This is a genomic window from Halobacillus faecis (genome assembly GCF_007991335.1).
In the GTDB taxonomy this organism is placed as follows: Bacteria; Bacillota; Bacilli; order Bacillales; family Halobacillaceae; genus Halobacillus; species Halobacillus faecis.
The window spans coordinates 42,122-58,041 of sequence record NZ_BJYD01000002.1 but is presented as its reverse complement, the minus strand read 5'-3'; the positions used below and the strand labels follow the sequence as shown (position 1 = coordinate 58,041).

15 protein-coding genes are annotated in these 15,920 nt (G+C 42.8%); 2 read left to right on the top strand and 13 right to left on the bottom strand.

All coding sequences use genetic code 11. The annotated features are described in order from the left end of the window. Positions 1-123 precede the first annotated feature (123 nt). A complete protein-coding gene (locus HFA01_RS00800; protein WP_089652686.1) occupies positions 124-312 on the top strand; it encodes a YszA family small membrane protein in 189 nt (62 codons plus the stop codon). Here the strand turns inward: HFA01_RS00800 and HFA01_RS00795 are convergent. The 7 genes from HFA01_RS00795 to hemA form a co-directional block, all read right to left on the bottom strand. Further along, positions 309-1,286, bottom strand: a complete 978-nt coding sequence (locus tag HFA01_RS00795) for a LysM peptidoglycan-binding domain-containing protein (protein WP_146812678.1) — start codon at positions 1,284-1,286, stop codon at positions 309-311. The genes HFA01_RS00800 and HFA01_RS00795 overlap by 4 nt on opposite strands. Positions 1,287-1,397: 111 nt before the next feature. Then, positions 1,398-2,690 carry a glutamate-1-semialdehyde 2,1-aminomutase gene (hemL, locus tag HFA01_RS00790; protein ID WP_146812676.1) on the bottom strand — a complete coding sequence of 431 codons (1,293 nt, stop codon included), beginning with the start codon at positions 2,688-2,690 and terminating at the stop codon, positions 1,398-1,400. 24 nt (positions 2,691-2,714) lie between these two features. Further along, positions 2,715-3,692, bottom strand: a complete 978-nt coding sequence (hemB, locus tag HFA01_RS00785; protein ID WP_146812675.1) for a porphobilinogen synthase — start codon at positions 3,690-3,692, stop codon at positions 2,715-2,717. 2 nt (positions 3,693-3,694) lie between these two features. Then, positions 3,695-4,459 carry a uroporphyrinogen-III synthase gene (locus HFA01_RS00780; protein WP_146812673.1) on the bottom strand — a complete coding sequence of 255 codons (765 nt, stop codon included), beginning with the start codon at positions 4,457-4,459 and terminating at the stop codon, positions 3,695-3,697. Next, positions 4,459-5,388: a hydroxymethylbilane synthase gene (gene hemC / locus HFA01_RS00775; protein WP_146812671.1), complete on the bottom strand. Its 930-nt coding sequence runs from the start codon at positions 5,386-5,388 to the stop codon at positions 4,459-4,461. Before hemC ends, HFA01_RS00780 begins: the two co-directional genes overlap by 1 nt. An 18-nt stretch (positions 5,389-5,406) precedes the next feature. Further along, positions 5,407-6,225: a cytochrome c biogenesis protein gene (locus HFA01_RS00770; protein ID WP_146812670.1), complete on the bottom strand. Its 819-nt coding sequence runs from the start codon at positions 6,223-6,225 to the stop codon at positions 5,407-5,409. Positions 6,226-6,237: 12 nt separating this feature from the next. After that, positions 6,238-7,611, bottom strand: coding sequence for a glutamyl-tRNA reductase (gene hemA / locus HFA01_RS00765; protein WP_146812668.1), 1,374 nt, complete (start codon positions 7,609-7,611; stop codon positions 6,238-6,240). 248 nt (positions 7,612-7,859) lie between these two features. Between hemA and HFA01_RS00760 the strand changes: the two genes are divergently transcribed. Continuing rightward, on the top strand, positions 7,860-8,342 hold the full coding sequence (locus tag HFA01_RS00760; protein ID WP_246139235.1) for a LiaI-LiaF-like domain-containing protein: 483 nt from the start codon (positions 7,860-7,862) through the stop codon (positions 8,340-8,342). Positions 8,343-8,620: 278 nt separating this feature from the next. Here HFA01_RS00760 and HFA01_RS00755 read toward each other — a convergent pair whose 3' ends face one another. From HFA01_RS00755 to clpX, 6 genes are all read right to left on the bottom strand, one after another. After that, positions 8,621-9,343: an amino acid ABC transporter ATP-binding protein gene (locus HFA01_RS00755; protein WP_167506124.1), complete on the bottom strand. Its 723-nt coding sequence runs from the start codon at positions 9,341-9,343 to the stop codon at positions 8,621-8,623. A gap of 29 nt (positions 9,344-9,372) precedes the next feature. Next, positions 9,373-9,987 (bottom strand): amino acid ABC transporter permease, encoded by a 615-nt coding sequence (locus HFA01_RS00750; RefSeq protein ID WP_146812740.1) that lies wholly within the window; start codon positions 9,985-9,987, stop codon positions 9,373-9,375. A gap of 137 nt (positions 9,988-10,124) precedes the next feature. Further along, complete coding sequence (locus tag HFA01_RS00745) at positions 10,125-10,958, bottom strand: transporter substrate-binding domain-containing protein (protein ID WP_146812665.1); 834 nt, start codon at positions 10,956-10,958, stop codon at positions 10,125-10,127. Positions 10,959-11,216: 258 nt separating this feature from the next. Next, the gene (gene yihA / locus HFA01_RS00740) at positions 11,217-11,804 is read right to left on the bottom strand and encodes a ribosome biogenesis GTP-binding protein YihA/YsxC (protein ID WP_146812663.1); all 588 of its coding nucleotides are present in this window, start codon (positions 11,802-11,804) and stop codon (positions 11,217-11,219) included. After that, complete coding sequence (gene lon / locus HFA01_RS00735; RefSeq protein WP_146812662.1) at positions 11,794-14,124, bottom strand: endopeptidase La; 2,331 nt, start codon at positions 14,122-14,124, stop codon at positions 11,794-11,796. The genes yihA and lon overlap by 11 nt, the downstream gene beginning before the upstream one ends. 257 nt (positions 14,125-14,381) lie before the next feature. Then, positions 14,382-15,659 (bottom strand): ATP-dependent protease ATP-binding subunit ClpX, encoded by a 1,278-nt coding sequence (clpX, locus tag HFA01_RS00730; protein WP_146812660.1) that lies wholly within the window; start codon positions 15,657-15,659, stop codon positions 14,382-14,384. Between the last annotated feature and the right edge of the window lie 261 nt (positions 15,660-15,920).

Below are 15,920 nucleotides of genomic sequence, written 5' to 3'. Positions count from 1 at the left end.
AGACTATATTACATATTGTATATAAAAAAGAGGCATTTAGTCAACTACATCAAAGAAAAAGGCGAAAACCCCTGAGCAGATTGCCCAGGAGCCATTACCCTCCTATGAAAAGAGGTGCTTTTTATGAGTCGTTTGTATCGATATCGTCTGCCCCCTTGGTGCAGAACATGGTTGTTTGTCATTGAAAAATCTTTGCTTCCTATCGTTATTTTTCAGGCGCTGCGCACCATCATCTTCCCGACTACGTTCGATATCTTCCTACTCGGATTGGTCCTCGGTTTGTATCTCGCTTTCAAATATAAATGGATTTAGTTCGGAATATACACAATCTGCCCAGGTGAAACATCGTCTTTATAATCGTTGACTCGTTCTAATTGTTTCACAGATACCTCATACTTTTCTGCTATGGACGACAACGTTTCTTCTTCCTGGGCAATGTACATTTTCATCTGTGTGTACGTGTCCTCTCTGTTCGGGAACAGGTGTTTAAAAATTTGTTTGATGCCGTCCATTCCACCAGGTGCCTGTGCACTTTCCTGATCGGATTCCTCGCTGCTGGACTCCTCCACTTCTTCTACACTAACCTCGCCCCATTCACTACTATCATAAGAAGGCTCTTCAGGTGCAGCATGAACGTTTTCCTGTGCATGACCGAAAAACTCGGGAAAGCTTTGAGATTTTTTGTAAAACCATCTTCCGTCGTCCTCTTCTTCTTTCTGCTCTTCTTCATTGATTCGGAAAATAGGCGCTTCCCGTTCCGGGATTACAGGAGATTCCTTTGCACTTTCTTGTTGGAAATTGACAGGACCAACCGTTGCTGATTCATCGAACGTTGGTTCATTTGACGCTTCCTGTTGTTTTTCTTCCAGCCCGTTAATGTTTACATGGGCATGAAGACGAAGCTGACGATTAGCTGGAAGTTCGTAATCAAAACTTTCAATGTCAATTAGCACATCTTCTAAATTTGATACTCTTTCTAAAGGCACAGTGATTTCTACCGGAAAAGAATGGTTAAATGTATGAATCCCTTCTTCTAATGGTTCAACTACATCCATGGTTCGAACAGAAGGTGCAAGAGGACTCTCATCCTGTGCATCCTGGCTTCCCGTTGGAATGTATTCGCCTGCAAGATCGACGGTCCCTTTCAAACGGACCTCATCTCCAAGCTCTTCAATAGTAATTTCAGGTTCTAATGATATACCGATTAACTCTCGAACGCCCTGTCCTTCCTTGAACCATATGGATTCATCTAAATAAAAGGAAAATACATTTTGTTTGTTTTGCAAAGTTCGGTCCCCTCCCTAAGGTAATAAACACTTTTCTCTATTATCACCTTATGCGAGAGTTAAAGTAATATACATAACGAAAGCGCATGGGGCATCCCCCATGCGCTTTAATTATTTCGCTTTCATTTGTGAAAAGACTATCTCAGCCGCTTGAATCGTTTTCTCGATATCTTCATCCGTATGTTTAACAGATAAGAACAGCCCTTCAAATTGAGAAGGCGGCAAATACACCCCTTCTTCAATCATTCCTTGGAAATAACGTGTGAATAATTCCAAGTCTGATTGGTTGGCTGTTTCAAAGTTCGTTACAGGTTCGTTCGTAAAGAAGAAACCGACCATGGAACCTGCCCGGTTCACTGTCAGTGGAATGTTGTGCTTTTCAGCGGCTTGCTCGTAACCTTCAATTAAGCGGTCTACTTTTTTGTTGATGGCAGCATACGCTTCTTCCGTCATTGCAGAAATCGTTTCGAAACCTGCCGTCATTGCGAGTGGGTTTCCAGAAAGCGTACCTGCTTGATAGATATCACCGACGGGAGCGACCCGTTCCATAATTTCCCGCTTTCCACCATAGGCTCCTACTGGGAGACCGCCTCCAATTACTTTACCAAGACAAGTCATGTCAGGCGTCACATCAAAGTGGCCCTGAGCACTGTAGTAACCAACACGGAAGCCAGTCATCACTTCATCAAAGATGAGGACCGTTCCATTGTTTTCTGTCATTTTCCTCAGCTCTTGCAAGAAGCCTTCGTTTGGTGGGACGACACCCATGTTGCCAGAGACAGGCTCAATAATGACAGCGGCCAAATCGTCTCCAAACTCTTCGAAAACATAACGAACGCTTTCTAAGTCATTGTAAGGGACGGTAATCGTATTTTGTGCAATAGATTCCGGTACACCAGGAGAGTCCGGCAGTCCAAGAGTGGCTACGCCAGAGCCTGCTTTGATCAGCAAGGAGTCTCCATGGCCATGATAATTCCCTTCAAACTTCAAGATTTTATCCCGGCCTGTGTACCCGCGAGCCACACGAAGGGCACTCATTGTTGCTTCTGTTCCTGAGTTCACCATACGGAGCATCTCAATAGAGGGTACTCGTTCTTTGACAAGGGATGCCAATTTGTTCTCCATTTCAGTAGGAGCACCGAAGCTCGTACCATTCGCTGTCACTTTAGTTAAGGCTTCTGTCACCTTTTCATCGGCATGGCCTAAAATTAATGGACCAAAGCTCAAAACATAATCGATATACTCGTTGCCATCGAGGTCATAGAGTTTAGAACCTGCACCCTTTTCCATAAAAATCGGGTCCATCTGGACAGATTTAAATGCGCGTACAGGGGAGTTCACTCCACCCGGCATTAATTCTACTGCTTTTGTATAAGCTTGCTTTGAACGATCAAATGTTTTCATTATACGACACCCTTTCTGTCCGCGTTATTGATTTAAATAACGAGCCGCATCTTTTGCAAAATAAGTAATGATGAGGTCCGCGCCTGCTCGCTTCATAGAGGTCAGCTTTTCAAGAACGATCTCTTCTTCATTGACCCAGCCATTTTGGGCTGCTGCTTTGATCATAGAATATTCACCACTGACATTGTAGGCGACCAATGGCAAATTGAAACGATCTTTCACTTCACGCATAATGTCAAGATAAGCCAGAGCTGGTTTAACAATCAAGAAATCCGCGCCTTCCTCAACATCTGATTCTGCCTCCCTTAATGCTTCCAGACGGTTCGCTGGATCCATCTGGTAGGCACGGCGGTCACCAAATTGAGGGGAGCTGTGGGCCGCATCACGGAATGGACCATAGAAAGAAGAAGCATATTTAACCGCGTAAGACATAACTGGGATATGGCTGAAGCCAGCTTCATCAAGCCCCTGACGAATAGCCGCAACAAAACCATCCATCATGTTCGATGGGGCAATGATATCTGCTCCTGCTTCTGCTTGTGTGATGGCCGTTTTCGTAATGTAAGTCAAAGACTCATCATTGGCAATATCCCCATCACGGACAATTCCACAATGACCATGATCGGTGTACTGACATAGACACGTATCAGCGATCACGGTTAAGGAAGGAAAATCTTTTTTGATTTGACGGATGGCGCGTTGCACAATCCCTTCCTCATGATAGGCTTGACTTCCTACATCGTCTTTTTCTGCTGGTACACCAAAGACAATAACGGATTTAATATCCAAACTTACCAACTCGTCCATTTCCTCGTTCAAGTGATCGAGGGAGACTTGATGGACTCCCGGCATCGAAGCAACAGGATTTTTGATGTCTTCTCCTTCTACAACAAAAATCGGATAAATTAAGTCTTCCGTACGAAGATGGGTCTCCCTCACAAGCGCTCTCATAGAATCCGTTCGGCGCAAGCGACGGTGGCGTTTGAACTGCAAATCTTTCATATTTATCTTTTCCCTTCGTTAGAAAAATAGTATGTCATTTGTTTCAGCAGATGGGGGATCGTGAACTGTTCGGGAACATGTATGTTGGTAAACCCACATTTTTCTGCTTCATTGGCTGTCGTCGGACCAATACAAAAACAAGGAATCTCCGCACCTTGGTCCTTGACCATAGACACAAACGCGCGGACAGTCGACGGACTTGTAAAGGTTAGTGCATCAATCTTTCTTTCCTGAATCCACGTAAGGAGTTCAGGCTTTTTGCTTTCCACTAGTAGCGTATCATATACAGTCATGGAATGGAAAAATACACCCTTGTCCGCAAACATGCGGGGAAGAGCGTCTCTTGAACGACTCCCTCTTATGTATAAAATGGGACCAGGCAAAGGCTTTTTTGCTAGAAACTCTTCCCCCATCGAAGATGCATGATATTTTGAAGGGATGAAATCAGCCTGAAATCCATAGTCGCTTAAACGTTTCTCGGTTTTTGATCCGATGATGGCAAACTTTAGATGTGGTGGAACCTTAACGCCGTACCTTTTTAGAAGCTCGAAAAAAAACTTCACGCCATTCGCGCTTGTGATAAACACCCAGGAATAGTCGTGAAGTCGTGTCAAAATCTCTTGATGAGATTCAGAATCATTCAATTGGAACGAGAGAAGTGGAGCATGATAGACAACTCCACCTTCTGCTTCTATTCTCTCAATAAATGAGCGTGCTTGGGACTGTCCTCTCGTCACGAGAATTCTCTTCCCTTGCAATGGCTGCATTATTGGTCATACTCCTCTTTAGCACGATCCACTATCTCCTGTGCTCCTTGAGCTTTCAAACGATCGGCTGCTTCTTTTCCAACTTCAATGGGATCTGTACCTGAAACCGTTTCATGTAAAATGGTTTTTCCATCAGGTGTGCCGACAAGCGCCGTTAAAACGATCTCCTCCCCTTTACGGTAGGCATAACCACCGATTGGAACCTGACAACCTCCATTCAGATCATGAAGGAATTTACGTTCAGCAGACACCGTTGTTTCTGTGTACTCATGATTTAACTTTTTAAGGAAGTCGCGTAACTCTGAATCGTTCTCGCGGCATTGAATCGCCAGTGCTCCCTGCCCAACAGCAGGAACGCAGACATCAGGCTCAAGATATTCAGTTACGACGTCATCATCCCAGCCCATGCGTTTTAAGCCTGCAGCGGCGAGAACAATCGCATCGTAGTCCTCTTCCTTACACTTACGAAGGCGTGTGTCAATATTTCCACGGATCCACTTGATTTCCAAGTCTGGACGGACGGCCTTAATTTGAGAACCGCGTCTCAAACTGCTCGTCCCAACGATTGCTCCAGCAGGAAGATCTTTAAGAGCAACGTTTCCATTTGAAACAAAGGCATCACGGTGATCTTCACGGATTGGTACAGCCGCTACCATCAAACCTTCTGCAACAACCGCCGGCATATCCTTCATACTATGAACCGCCATATCGATTTCTCCATCGTACATCGCCTGTTCAATTTCTTTAATGAAGAGCCCTTTTCCCCCAACTTTAGAGAGGGTGACATCAAGGATTTGATCCCCTTTCGTCGATATTCTCTTAATTTCAAATTCATAAGATGGATCGATCTGTTTCAACTGATCGATTACCCATTCTGTTTGGGTAATTGCTAAATTACTTTTACGTGATCCGATGACGATTTTTCTCAAAACATTTCCTCCTCGATACTAAAAATGAAAGTTAGATAAAGAGCCAAATAAAAAGAAGTTGATCAATAGAAACAAGAATGCTGCTGCATTGAATATGGCAATTGTTCTTCCCTGATACCCCTTTATGACTCTCAGCGTCAAATAAACGATATAGACGACTAATACGAGTAACGATCCAAGCGTCTTAGAATCATACCAGTAAAAAGCTGCCGTAGAAACATATCCCCAAACGACTCCGAGAATGATGGCGATTAACAACAAAGGGACACCTAATATGATGGACACATAAGAAAAATGATCCAGCTTTGTTAAATCACCAAGCCGGAATAATTTTGCGTCCCACTTCTTTTTCTTAAGTAAGCGGTACTGCAATAAATACATAACGGAGAAGATAAACGATAGAGTGAAAAAACCATAAGAAATGATCGCTAAACTGACATGGATGACAAGCAACTCATTGACAAGAGCCACTCCCCTGTTTTCCAATACATTTTGTGCCCTCGTAGAAATGTGAATGATCATGATCAAGAAACCGACCACATTAGTAAAAAACACGAGGAAGTCCACTTTAAAAAGTCTATTAATAATAAGAGAGAATGTCACTAAAATCCATGAATAAAAATATAATCCATCATAAACCGTCATAATTGGAAAATCATCTTTAACAAAGACCTGCGAGAGCAGAAAAAAGGTCTGCAAAACCCAAACCATACTAAGTAACCAGAAGGCAGTTATATTCGCCTTCCGGTTATTCTGTACAAAATCGATGAAGTATCCAATGATACTCAAACCATATAGAAAAAGGATAAGTTCGTACACCCATTTGAATTCAAGCATTTCACTTCCACCTTATGAATGGGCTACAGGGCTGATCATGGAGATGGAATCACTGGCCTCTGTATCGTTCTTCACCTTCGCGTTGTTCTTTTTTTCCTGTTCTTCCGCCTCTTTTTTCACTTGTTCTTCTATACCGAAGATCTGAGTGAATAAACGCAAGGTTTCCTCTGAATCTGGCTGTGCCGCCATTTCCTTCGCTTGAGAGATCGGTTCTTTCAACATCTGATTAATGATACTCTTGGTGTGTTTACTCAATACTTTCCGTTCGCGATCGGTCAATTCCGGCATCTTTCTCTCAATACTCTTCATCGTTTCTGCCTGGATATTCAAAGCTTTTGAACGAAGAGCTGAAATTACAGGAACAACACCAATCGTTTGTAACCATTGCTTAAACTCCACAATTTCTGCTTCAATCATGATTTCTATTTCTTTTGCAGCTTGTTTCCGGAGAGCAAGATTGGCATCTACAATCCCTTGTAGGTCATCAATGTCATACAGGAAGACACTTTCCAGAGATTCCATTGCAGGATCTAAATCTCGTGGAACAGCAATGTCTACAAAGAAGAGAGGTTTTCCTTTTCGTTTTTTGTGAATAGGTTCCATCTTTTCCTTCGTAATGACATAGTCTGTTGCACCAGTGGAGCTGATGACGATATCCGCATCTTCCAACACACGCTCAAGCTCGTCCATCGTGTGCGGATGACCGTTGAATTGACCAGCTACGTTTTGGGCTTTAGCTAACGTACGGTTGACGACCGAAACTTTTCGGACACCGGAACCATGAAGGTTCTTGGCAGCTAATTCCCCCATTTTCCCTGCACCCAGAATGACGATATGCTTGTGAACTAGATCACCAAAAATCTTTTTAGCAAGCTCTACAGCCGCATAGCTAACAGATACAGCGTTTTCACCGATTTCCGTCTCTTTATGTCCTTTTTTCGCCATGGTGACCGCTTGACGGAACAACTGATTGAAGATGGTTCCTGTTGTTCCAGCCTCCTGTGCCTGCAGAAAAGATTGCTTCATTTGACCGAGAATTTGAGTTTCTCCAAGAACCATAGAGTCCAGACCCGACGTCACGCGCAGCAGGTGCTCAATCGCTCCATCCGTTTCGTAAATGGAAAGAAAAGGAGAGAACTCTTCTTTGTCGATCTCAAACCAGTCAGATAGAAACTGTTTAATATAATAACGGCCTGTGTGGATTTGATCCACAACCGCATAGATTTCCGTTCGGTTGCATGTAGAAATAATCACATTTTCCAAAACACTCTTTTGTACATTGAGGTGCTGCATGGCTTCTGTCAGCTCATCCTCAGAAAATGTGAGCTTCTCGCGAATTTCCACAGGGGCTGTTCTGTAATTAAGACCGATAGCTAAAATGTGCATTTCATCTACCCCCATTAAACGTTCAAAACTTATCACATATCCATTAGTATAGCACAAAATCCGGACGATTTTTCATTAGAAATATGAACAGATTTTGAATCCCTTATGATAGGATAAAATTAGATGATATAGAAAATAATAACGATTTGTTTAGAAGAACTTTAAATTATAATCCGTTTGTAATATACCAAAACCTACGCATAATCGCAAGGATGCGACATTTTTGTACAATAGAAAAGGATGTGTTGATGCTGAATAAGCAAAATTCGCTTATAGGACTTTTATTCATAGGGTTGGGCGTTTACTATTTCCTTCGTCATCTCAATATTCCCGAACTGACCCCATTCTACTCATGGCCTACCTTAGTAATATTCATAGGACTGGCCTTTCTATTACATAGCTATTGGGCAAAAGATCATTCTTCTTTGTTTACCGGAGTAATTTTGGCTGGGTTCGGTCTGCATTTCGCAGCTGTTGACTATGTCCCTTTCTGGCGCGACCACTGGGGCATGTACCTTGTTATTGTGGGTGTAGCTTTTCTATTGCATTATAGAAAAACGAAAAATGGGTTGGTTCCTGCCCTTCTATTTCTTGGCATCGGTTTGTTTGCCATGTTCGCCCCTACCAGCCCTGCTTGGTTTCAATGGATTCAGGGCGTTTTTCAGCTGATCGAACGTTTCTGGCCCCTTGCCCTGATCGCTTTTGGCTTTTACTTATTAAAAAAGAAATAATCAATCCTTCACTAAAGCTCTCGTTTGTGGAAGACTCAGTTCCGAGATGTTTTCAGGGTTCGTTACCCAGGTTGAGCGTTAGGGGTGGCTGGGAAGTTACTCGCTTTCCGGTGGGGGGCGCCGCGCTCCCGCGGAAAGCGAGCTATTCCCCGTATCCCCCATTCACTCAATAAAAGTCTCGAAATCGATTCTTCCACAAACCTGTCATTTTCTTTCGTAACTTCTATGAAAGAATTAATACACAACCCCCATAGAGGCGGCCTCTGGGGGGTTGTGTATTATAAAATAGAGCTTAGAAAGGCTTGGGTTCGTTCTTCTTGTGGATTTTCAAACAAGTCTTTCGGAGCTCCTGACTCTACGATTTTTCCGTCATGCATATAAACGACACGGTCAGCGACTTCTCTTGCAAATCCCATCTCGTGCGTAACGACAACCATTGTCATTCCTTCCTTCGCGAGATCTTTCATTGTAGCAAGAACTTCTCCGACAAGTTCAGGGTCGAGCGCTGATGTTGGCTCATCAAACAGCATGATTTCTGGTTTCATTGCAAGAGCTCTAGCGATCGCTACCCTTTGTTTTTGACCACCTGAAAGTCTTGATGGGTAGTCATTGGCTTTATCACCAAGTCCAACCTTCTCTAAGAGCTCCCGGCCTTCTTTTTTCGCCTGGCTTTTAGATATCCCTTTCACTTGGGTCGGTGCTTCAATAACATTCCCTAAAACCGTCATGTGCGGGAATAGATTAAAGTGCTGGAATACCATCCCCACTTGCTGTCTAACTTTGTTGAGATTATCTTTTTTAGGATCAATCTGCTCTCCTTTAATAAAGAGCTCCCCGCTATTTTTCATTTCTAAAAAGTTTAAACACCGGAGCATTGTACTTTTCCCGGACCCGCTGGCCCCGATCAGTACGACCACTTCACTTTCTTCCACGTGGAAGTCGATATCCTTCAGGACATGTAGATCCCCAAACGATTTATTCAATTTATTAACTTGAATCATTTGTTCTGACAATTGCGTTTCCTCCTCTGTTAGTCACTCACAGCCATTTTCTTCTCAATCGCACTGACAACAAGTGTCAGAAGGAATACGAGAATCAAATACCATACGGCACTTACGAGCAACCAGGTCATATAGTCGAATGTATTGGCCCCTTGTGTGGTGGCTACAGCAAAGATCTCGGAGACACCAATGAATGCAGCCAATGATGAATCCTTCAAACCAATGATAAACTGATTCCCAAGCGGAGGCAATGCACGTCTAAAAGCCTGAGGCAGAATAATACGACGCATCGTTAAAGTGCCGCTCATTCCAAGAGAGCGACCCGCTTCTGTCTGGCCTTTGCCAATCGATTGGATGGATCCTCGGAAAATCTCTGCAATGTACGCGCCATTGTGGAAGGCAAGTCCAAGAGCTACAGACCAGAATCCACTGATCATCCACACTTCTGTCAGTCCATAATAGAACACGAAGATCTGAACAATTAGAGGGGTGCCCCTAACCACATAAATATATATATATGCAAGCCATTCCAAAGGCTTGATTTTGGATATTTTCATGAAAGCAAACATTAAACCAATAACGATTGCGATTAAAATGGAGACCGCCGTAAGGGCCAGGGTCATCTGGGCGGCTTCAAAGAACATTCCCCGACTATCTATAAGTGCTGTCCAAAAATTCGCTGAATACAAATACAATTCAAATCAACTCCTCTATAATGTCAAAAAGAGTACGCCCATTGCGCACTCTTCTTAACTTCGGTCTTCAACTGAAAAACGAGCGTTTACTCTGGCAATGTCGTAATGTCTTCCCCAAAGTATTCTTTACTGATTTCAGCAAGGGTTCCATCTTCACGAAGTGTTTCTAGAGCTGCATTGATTTCTTCAAGTAAGGCTTCGTTTTCTTTTGCAACGGCAACCGCCTGTTCACTACGCTCAATCATTTCTTTTGCTTCAATTTCAAGTCCTTCTCCAGAAGCTTCCTTACCCGTCAGGAAGTCTGTGATTACAGCGTCATGGCGACCTTTGGCCAGGGATTGCAAAGCAACCACATCACTATCATAAGTCTTGATGTTATCTGTCACTTCTTCTGCATATGTGCTATATGTCGAACCTTTTGAAATAGCGATTTCCATTCCTTCTAAGTCTTCTAATGTTTCCACATCACTATCGGCACGCGTGAAGATTTGTGCGCCTGAATAATAATAAGGTGTAGAGAAATCTACTTCCTGTTGTCTTTCTTCTGTAATGGTGTGACTTGCGACTGCCGCGTCAAAACGACCTGTCTTCACACCTTCTACGATACTTGCGAATTTTTGTTTTTGAGGATTTGGTTCCAAGCCCAACTCCTCTGCAATGGCATTCGCAACATCAATATCAAAACCTGTCATTTCCCCGCTTGCATCTGTCATACTGAATGGGCGGAATTCACCAGAAGCTGCAAACGTAAACTTCCCTTCCTCTACAAGGTCATAGGCTGTTTCTTGTGATGATTCATTACTAGAATCATTTTCGTTTGTATCCCCTGAAGTTTCTCCTTCATCTTCACTGCCACCGCATGCAGCCAGTGTAATAATCATGAAGATGCTCAGGGTGATCATTAGTAAATATTTTTTCATAACCAAAATTCTCCCCTTCATCAATTTGTCATTTTTCTGTAATAATAGCGACACTTTAAATTATATCTAGTTATCTAACAATTCCCAAAATTACACATAGTCCAAAATCTACGAAATAATGCTGATAATAGACATGACCTGCAAAATGCCAGACTTTTCGTACAAATGCATGAATTTGCTCTAATATAATAGATATTTGCATGAATATACATGCACACTAAAAAAACCACTTCCCTGTGTAGAGAAGTGGTTCTGTTATTATAAATTCAAATGGGAAAGCATGGTTCTCCATGCTACATCCTTACCTTCACCGGTTTCGGATGAGAAGGGGATCAATGCATCCTCCTCTTCCATTTCCAAGTCATCAAAGATCATCTTCAGTTGTTTCTTCCGTTGACCCTTTTTGATTTTATCAAGCTTTGTAGCGATTACCATAACAGGGAGCTCAAAGTGCTTCAAATAATCATACATCAATTGATCATCTTCTGTTGGTTTATGACGGATGTCAATAATCAAAGCTGTTGCCCTCAACTGCTCACGCTCTGCAAAATATTCTTCCATCATCTCTCCCCACTTCGCACGTTCCTTTTTAGAAACTTTCGCATACCCGTATCCAGGTACATCAACGAAGTGAAATTTATCATTAATGATGTAGAAATTTAATGTTTGAGTCTTACCGGGTTTTGATGAAGTCCGTGCTAAATTCTTACGTTGGATCATCCGGTTGATAAATGAGGATTTACCAACATTCGATCTTCCTGCCAGTGCAATTTCAGGAATCGGTGTTTTTGGGTACTGCTTTTTGCTCGCCGCACTGATGACGATGTCAGCCGAGTTAACTTTCATGTACTGCCTCCGTTAATGCTTGTTCTAAAACTTCATCCAAATGTTTCACAGGGACAAAAGTCAAACCTTCCTTGATGCTCTCCGGAATGTCTTCCAAATCCTTTTCGTTCTGATCTGGTATGATGATCTTTGTCAATCCTGCACGGTGGGCGCTCAATGATTTTTCCTTTAAACCGCCGATAGGCAAAACGCGGCCTCTTAATGTGATTTCACCTGTCATCCCCACTTCTTTCCGGACCGGGCGGCCTGTTAAGGCAGATACGAGTGCAGTCGCCATCGTAATGCCCGCGGAAGGTCCATCTTTCGGGGTCGCGCCTTCAGGGACGTGAATATGGATGTCGTTCTTTTCTACAAACTCAGGATCAATGTTCAGTTCGTTCGCTCTTGATCGAATATAGCTGAAAGCCGCTTGTGCGGATTCCTTCATCACATCTCCGAGTTTCCCTGTTAATGTAAGGTTCCCTTTTCCAGGGTATATGGAAACTTCGATAGATAGTGTATCTCCACCAGCTGTCGTATAAGCAAGACCAGTAGCTGCTCCAATCTGGTCTTCCAGTTCCGCACGTCCATAACGGAATTTCGGGCGGCCAAGAAGCTCTTCCAGTTGCTTCTCCGTCACAACTACTCGTTGTTTTTCTCCAGAGACGATGATTTTGGCAGCTTTCCTGCATAGGCTGGCTAATTCACGCTCCAGCCCACGGACACCCGCTTCTCTCGTATAGCGACGGATCAATTTTAAGAGCGCATCATCACGTAATTGCAACTGCCCTTTCTTCAAACCATTTTCCTTTACCTGCTTAGGAAGTAGGTGCTCTTTCGAAATATGAACCTTTTCAACTTCTGTATATCCAGCAATGGTAATAATCTCCATTCTGTCACGCAATGGTCCAGGAATGTTCGAAATATTATTAGCTGTGGCAACAAACATCACCTTAGACAGGTCGTAGTTTTCTTCAATGAAGTGATCGCTGAACGTTCCGTTTTGTTCGGGGTCGAGCACTTCCAACATGGCTGAGGAGGGATCTCCTCTGAAGTCACTTGCCATTTTATCGATTTCATCAAGTAAAAATACAGGGTTCACGGTCTCAGCACGCTTCATTCCTTGAATGATACGCCCAGGCATAGCGCCAATATATGTTCTACGGTGGCCGCGGATTTCAGCTTCATCACGGATTCCACCTAAAGAGATCCTTACGAATTTTCGATTGATGGAACGAGCGATGGACTTGGCAAGGGAGGTTTTCCCTACCCCTGGTGGTCCAGCCAGACACAAGATCGGTCCTTTAATCGTTTCAGTAAGCTTTTGAACGGCTAAGTATTCGAGGACGCGTTCCTTAACCTTTTCCAAACCATAATGATCTTCGTCCAAAATCTTTTCTGCACGGTTCACATCCAGGTTATCTTCCGTTTCATTCGACCATGGCAAGGCTACAAGCCATTCAATGTAATTTCGGATGACTGAACTTTCCGCAGAGCTTTGTGGTACTTTCTCATACCTTCCAAGCTCTTTGTATGCTATTTCTTCCACTCGTTCAGGCATATTGGCCTGCTCTATTTTTTCTTTAAGCTGAGCTACCTCGCCAGATTTTCCGTCTTTATCACCAAGCTCATTTTGGATCGCTTTCATTTGTTCACGCAAATAATATTCCTTTTGCGTTTTTTCCATGGATTTTTTAACCCTTTTTCCGATCTTTTGCTCAATCTGCAAAACTTCACGTTCGTTCCCAATCATGTCGACAAGCTTTTGAAGACGCTCCTTCACATTCGCTGTTTCCAGAATCGACTGCTTTTCTTTCAGTTTCACAGGCAGGTGGGAAGCGATCATATCAGCCATGTGACTCGGTTCATCGATGTCGGAGACGGTATTAAAGGTTTCCTGACTTACTTTTTTAGAAACTTTCACGAATTTCTCGAATTGATCCATAAGCGTTCGCATGAGAGCTTCTTCTTCATTCTCCCCTACATGCTCATCCTCAATTTTTGAGATATTCGCGTGATAAAAGTCTTCATCATCGACTAATTGGTCAACACGGGCTCTATACAGACCTTCTACAAGGACTCGATTGGTGCCGTTCGGCAATTTAACCATCTGTTTTACTCTGGCAATCGTTCCGATCTCATATAGGTCATCTTTCGATGGTTCATCAATATTCACTTCTTTTTGAGACACGAGAAAAATTTCATTGTCATCCATCATGGATTGCTCCAACGCTTGTACCGATTTTTCACGCCCCACATCCAGGTGAAGGACCATAGAAGGGTACACAAGCAACCCTCTGAGAGGAAGTAGAGGTATCTTCTTTCTCTGTTTGTCTGTCATTTCTTGCACCTCCGATTATAGCAACTACGTATTTTCATCATATATAAATGTACTTGGAAAGTAAACGAAACGGCCCCAAATGATTCCAACACCGAAATCCCCTAACTAATTACTGTCAAGGGGCTCACTCCTCTAATACTTTATTATGAACAGAAACCTGCCTTTCATGCTTATGTAGCCATCTGTCTCTTTTATAATACAGAAGCCGTGCTACAACGTTTTCGTAGCACGGCTTCTTGGATTTTATTCCTTAAGGTTTACGCACTCTCTTTAGGAGATTGTTTATTCTCATCTTCAACAGTGCCATCTGTTAAGATCAGCTTAGGACGTCCATTTTTAGCAGTGACTGTCTCTTTTGTGATGATACATTTCTCAATATCATCGCGCGAAGGAAGTTCATACATAACATCCAGCATGATTCCTTCAATAATAGAGCGCAATCCACGAGCCCCTGTCTTACGTTCTATAGCCAGACGTGCGATTTCACGAAGCGCATCTTCTTCCATCTCCAATTCGACATGGTCGATTTGGAACAGCTTTTGATATTGCTTCACAAGAGCATTCTTCGGTTTTGTAAGAATTTCTACAAGCGCATCTTCATCAAGCTGCTCGAGGCTGCCGATTACTGGAAGACGACCGATGAATTCTGGAATCAAACCATAGCTCAACAAGTCCTCTGGCAGCACTTTTGTAAGCAATTCTTTCTTCTCTGCTTCATCAGCTGCTTGTTCAGAACCAAAGCCAATTACTTTACGCCCTAGACGACGCTTAATAATCTGGTCGATGCCATCAAATGCTCCTCCAACGATAAACAGAACATTGGTTGTATCGATTTGGATGAACTCTTGATGAGGATGTTTACGTCCACCTTGTGGAGGTACACTCGCCTGTGTTCCTTCAAGGATTTTAAGAAGCGCTTGCTGCACCCCTTCACCCGACACATCTCTTGTAATGGAAGGGTTTTCTGATTTACGAGCCACTTTATCGATTTCATCGATATAGATAATTCCTTTTTCTGCTTTCTCAACATCATAGTCTGCTGCTTGGATCAACTTCAACAGAATGTTTTCAACATCTTCACCAACATAACCGGCTTCTGTTAGGGAAGTGGCATCAGCGATTGCAAATGGTACATTCAGGATACGTGCCAATGTTTGAGCAAGTAGAGTTTTACCGCTACCTGTAGGTCCAAGCATGAGGATATTACTTTTCGCAAGTTCTACATCATCATTTTTTACCCCTGCATTGATACGTTTATAGTGGTTATAAACCGCTACGGACAAGTTCTTTTTAGCTTGATCCTGACCAATGACATAATCACTGAGGATTTCGCGGATTTCTTGAGGTTTGGGTACCTCTTTGAATTCCACTTCTTCTTCATTACCCAGCTCTTCTTCAACGATTTCCGTACATAGTTCAATACATTCATCACATATATATACGCCAGGTCCTGCTACGAGTTTACGGACTTGTTCCTGACTTTTACCGCAGAAAGAACATTTCAATTGTCCTTTTTCATCGTTAAATTTAAACATTCGTTTCACCCCTTATTATAATGACGCAATCGTTGCGACTGAAGTTTCATGATACGATGCTTACGTTTCCACTTCACTTCTTTTGCCCATCATATCAGATTAACTTCAAACAAAAAAGCAATACCTTTTCAGAGGTGTGCGCAACTCATCCTGCACCTTCCTCATTATGTAATTCAACTGCAGATAAGTCAAACAATGGAGCATCAATACTATTGTATGTAAACAGCTGGAGAAGTATCAACTATCTTCCCCATTAATCTC

Excerpts from the sequence above, each read along its gene's own strand:
- HFA01_RS00800 (WP_089652686.1), top strand. The coding sequence starts at position 124 with ATGAGTCGTTTGTATCGATATCGTCTGCCCCCTTGGTGCAGAACATGG.
- hemL (WP_146812676.1), bottom strand. The coding sequence starts at position 2,690 with ATGAAAACATTTGATCGTTCAAAGCAAGCTTATACAAAAGCAGTAGAA.
- hemB (WP_146812675.1), bottom strand. The coding sequence starts at position 3,692 with ATGAAAGATTTGCAGTTCAAACGCCACCGTCGCTTGCGCCGAACGGAT.
- HFA01_RS00780 (WP_146812673.1), bottom strand. The coding sequence starts at position 4,459 with ATGCAGCCATTGCAAGGGAAGAGAATTCTCGTGACGAGAGGACAGTCC.
- HFA01_RS00770 (WP_146812670.1), bottom strand. The coding sequence starts at position 6,225 with ATGCTTGAATTCAAATGGGTGTACGAACTTATCCTTTTTCTATATGGT.
- hemA (WP_146812668.1), bottom strand. The coding sequence starts at position 7,611 with ATGCACATTTTAGCTATCGGTCTTAATTACAGAACAGCCCCTGTGGAA.
- HFA01_RS00760 (WP_246139235.1), top strand. The coding sequence starts at position 7,860 with ATGCTGAATAAGCAAAATTCGCTTATAGGACTTTTATTCATAGGGTTG.
- HFA01_RS00755 (WP_167506124.1), bottom strand. The coding sequence starts at position 9,343 with ATGATTCAAGTTAATAAATTGAATAAATCGTTTGGGGATCTACATGTC.
- HFA01_RS00750 (WP_146812740.1), bottom strand. The coding sequence starts at position 9,987 with ATGTTCTTTGAAGCCGCCCAGATGACCCTGGCCCTTACGGCGGTCTCC.
- HFA01_RS00745 (WP_146812665.1), bottom strand. The coding sequence starts at position 10,958 with ATGAAAAAATATTTACTAATGATCACCCTGAGCATCTTCATGATTATT.
- yihA (WP_146812663.1), bottom strand. The coding sequence starts at position 11,804 with ATGAAAGTTAACTCGGCTGACATCGTCATCAGTGCGGCGAGCAAAAAG.
- lon (WP_146812662.1), bottom strand. The coding sequence starts at position 14,124 with ATGACAGACAAACAGAGAAAGAAGATACCTCTACTTCCTCTCAGAGGG.
- clpX (WP_146812660.1), bottom strand. The coding sequence starts at position 15,659 with ATGTTTAAATTTAACGATGAAAAAGGACAATTGAAATGTTCTTTCTGC.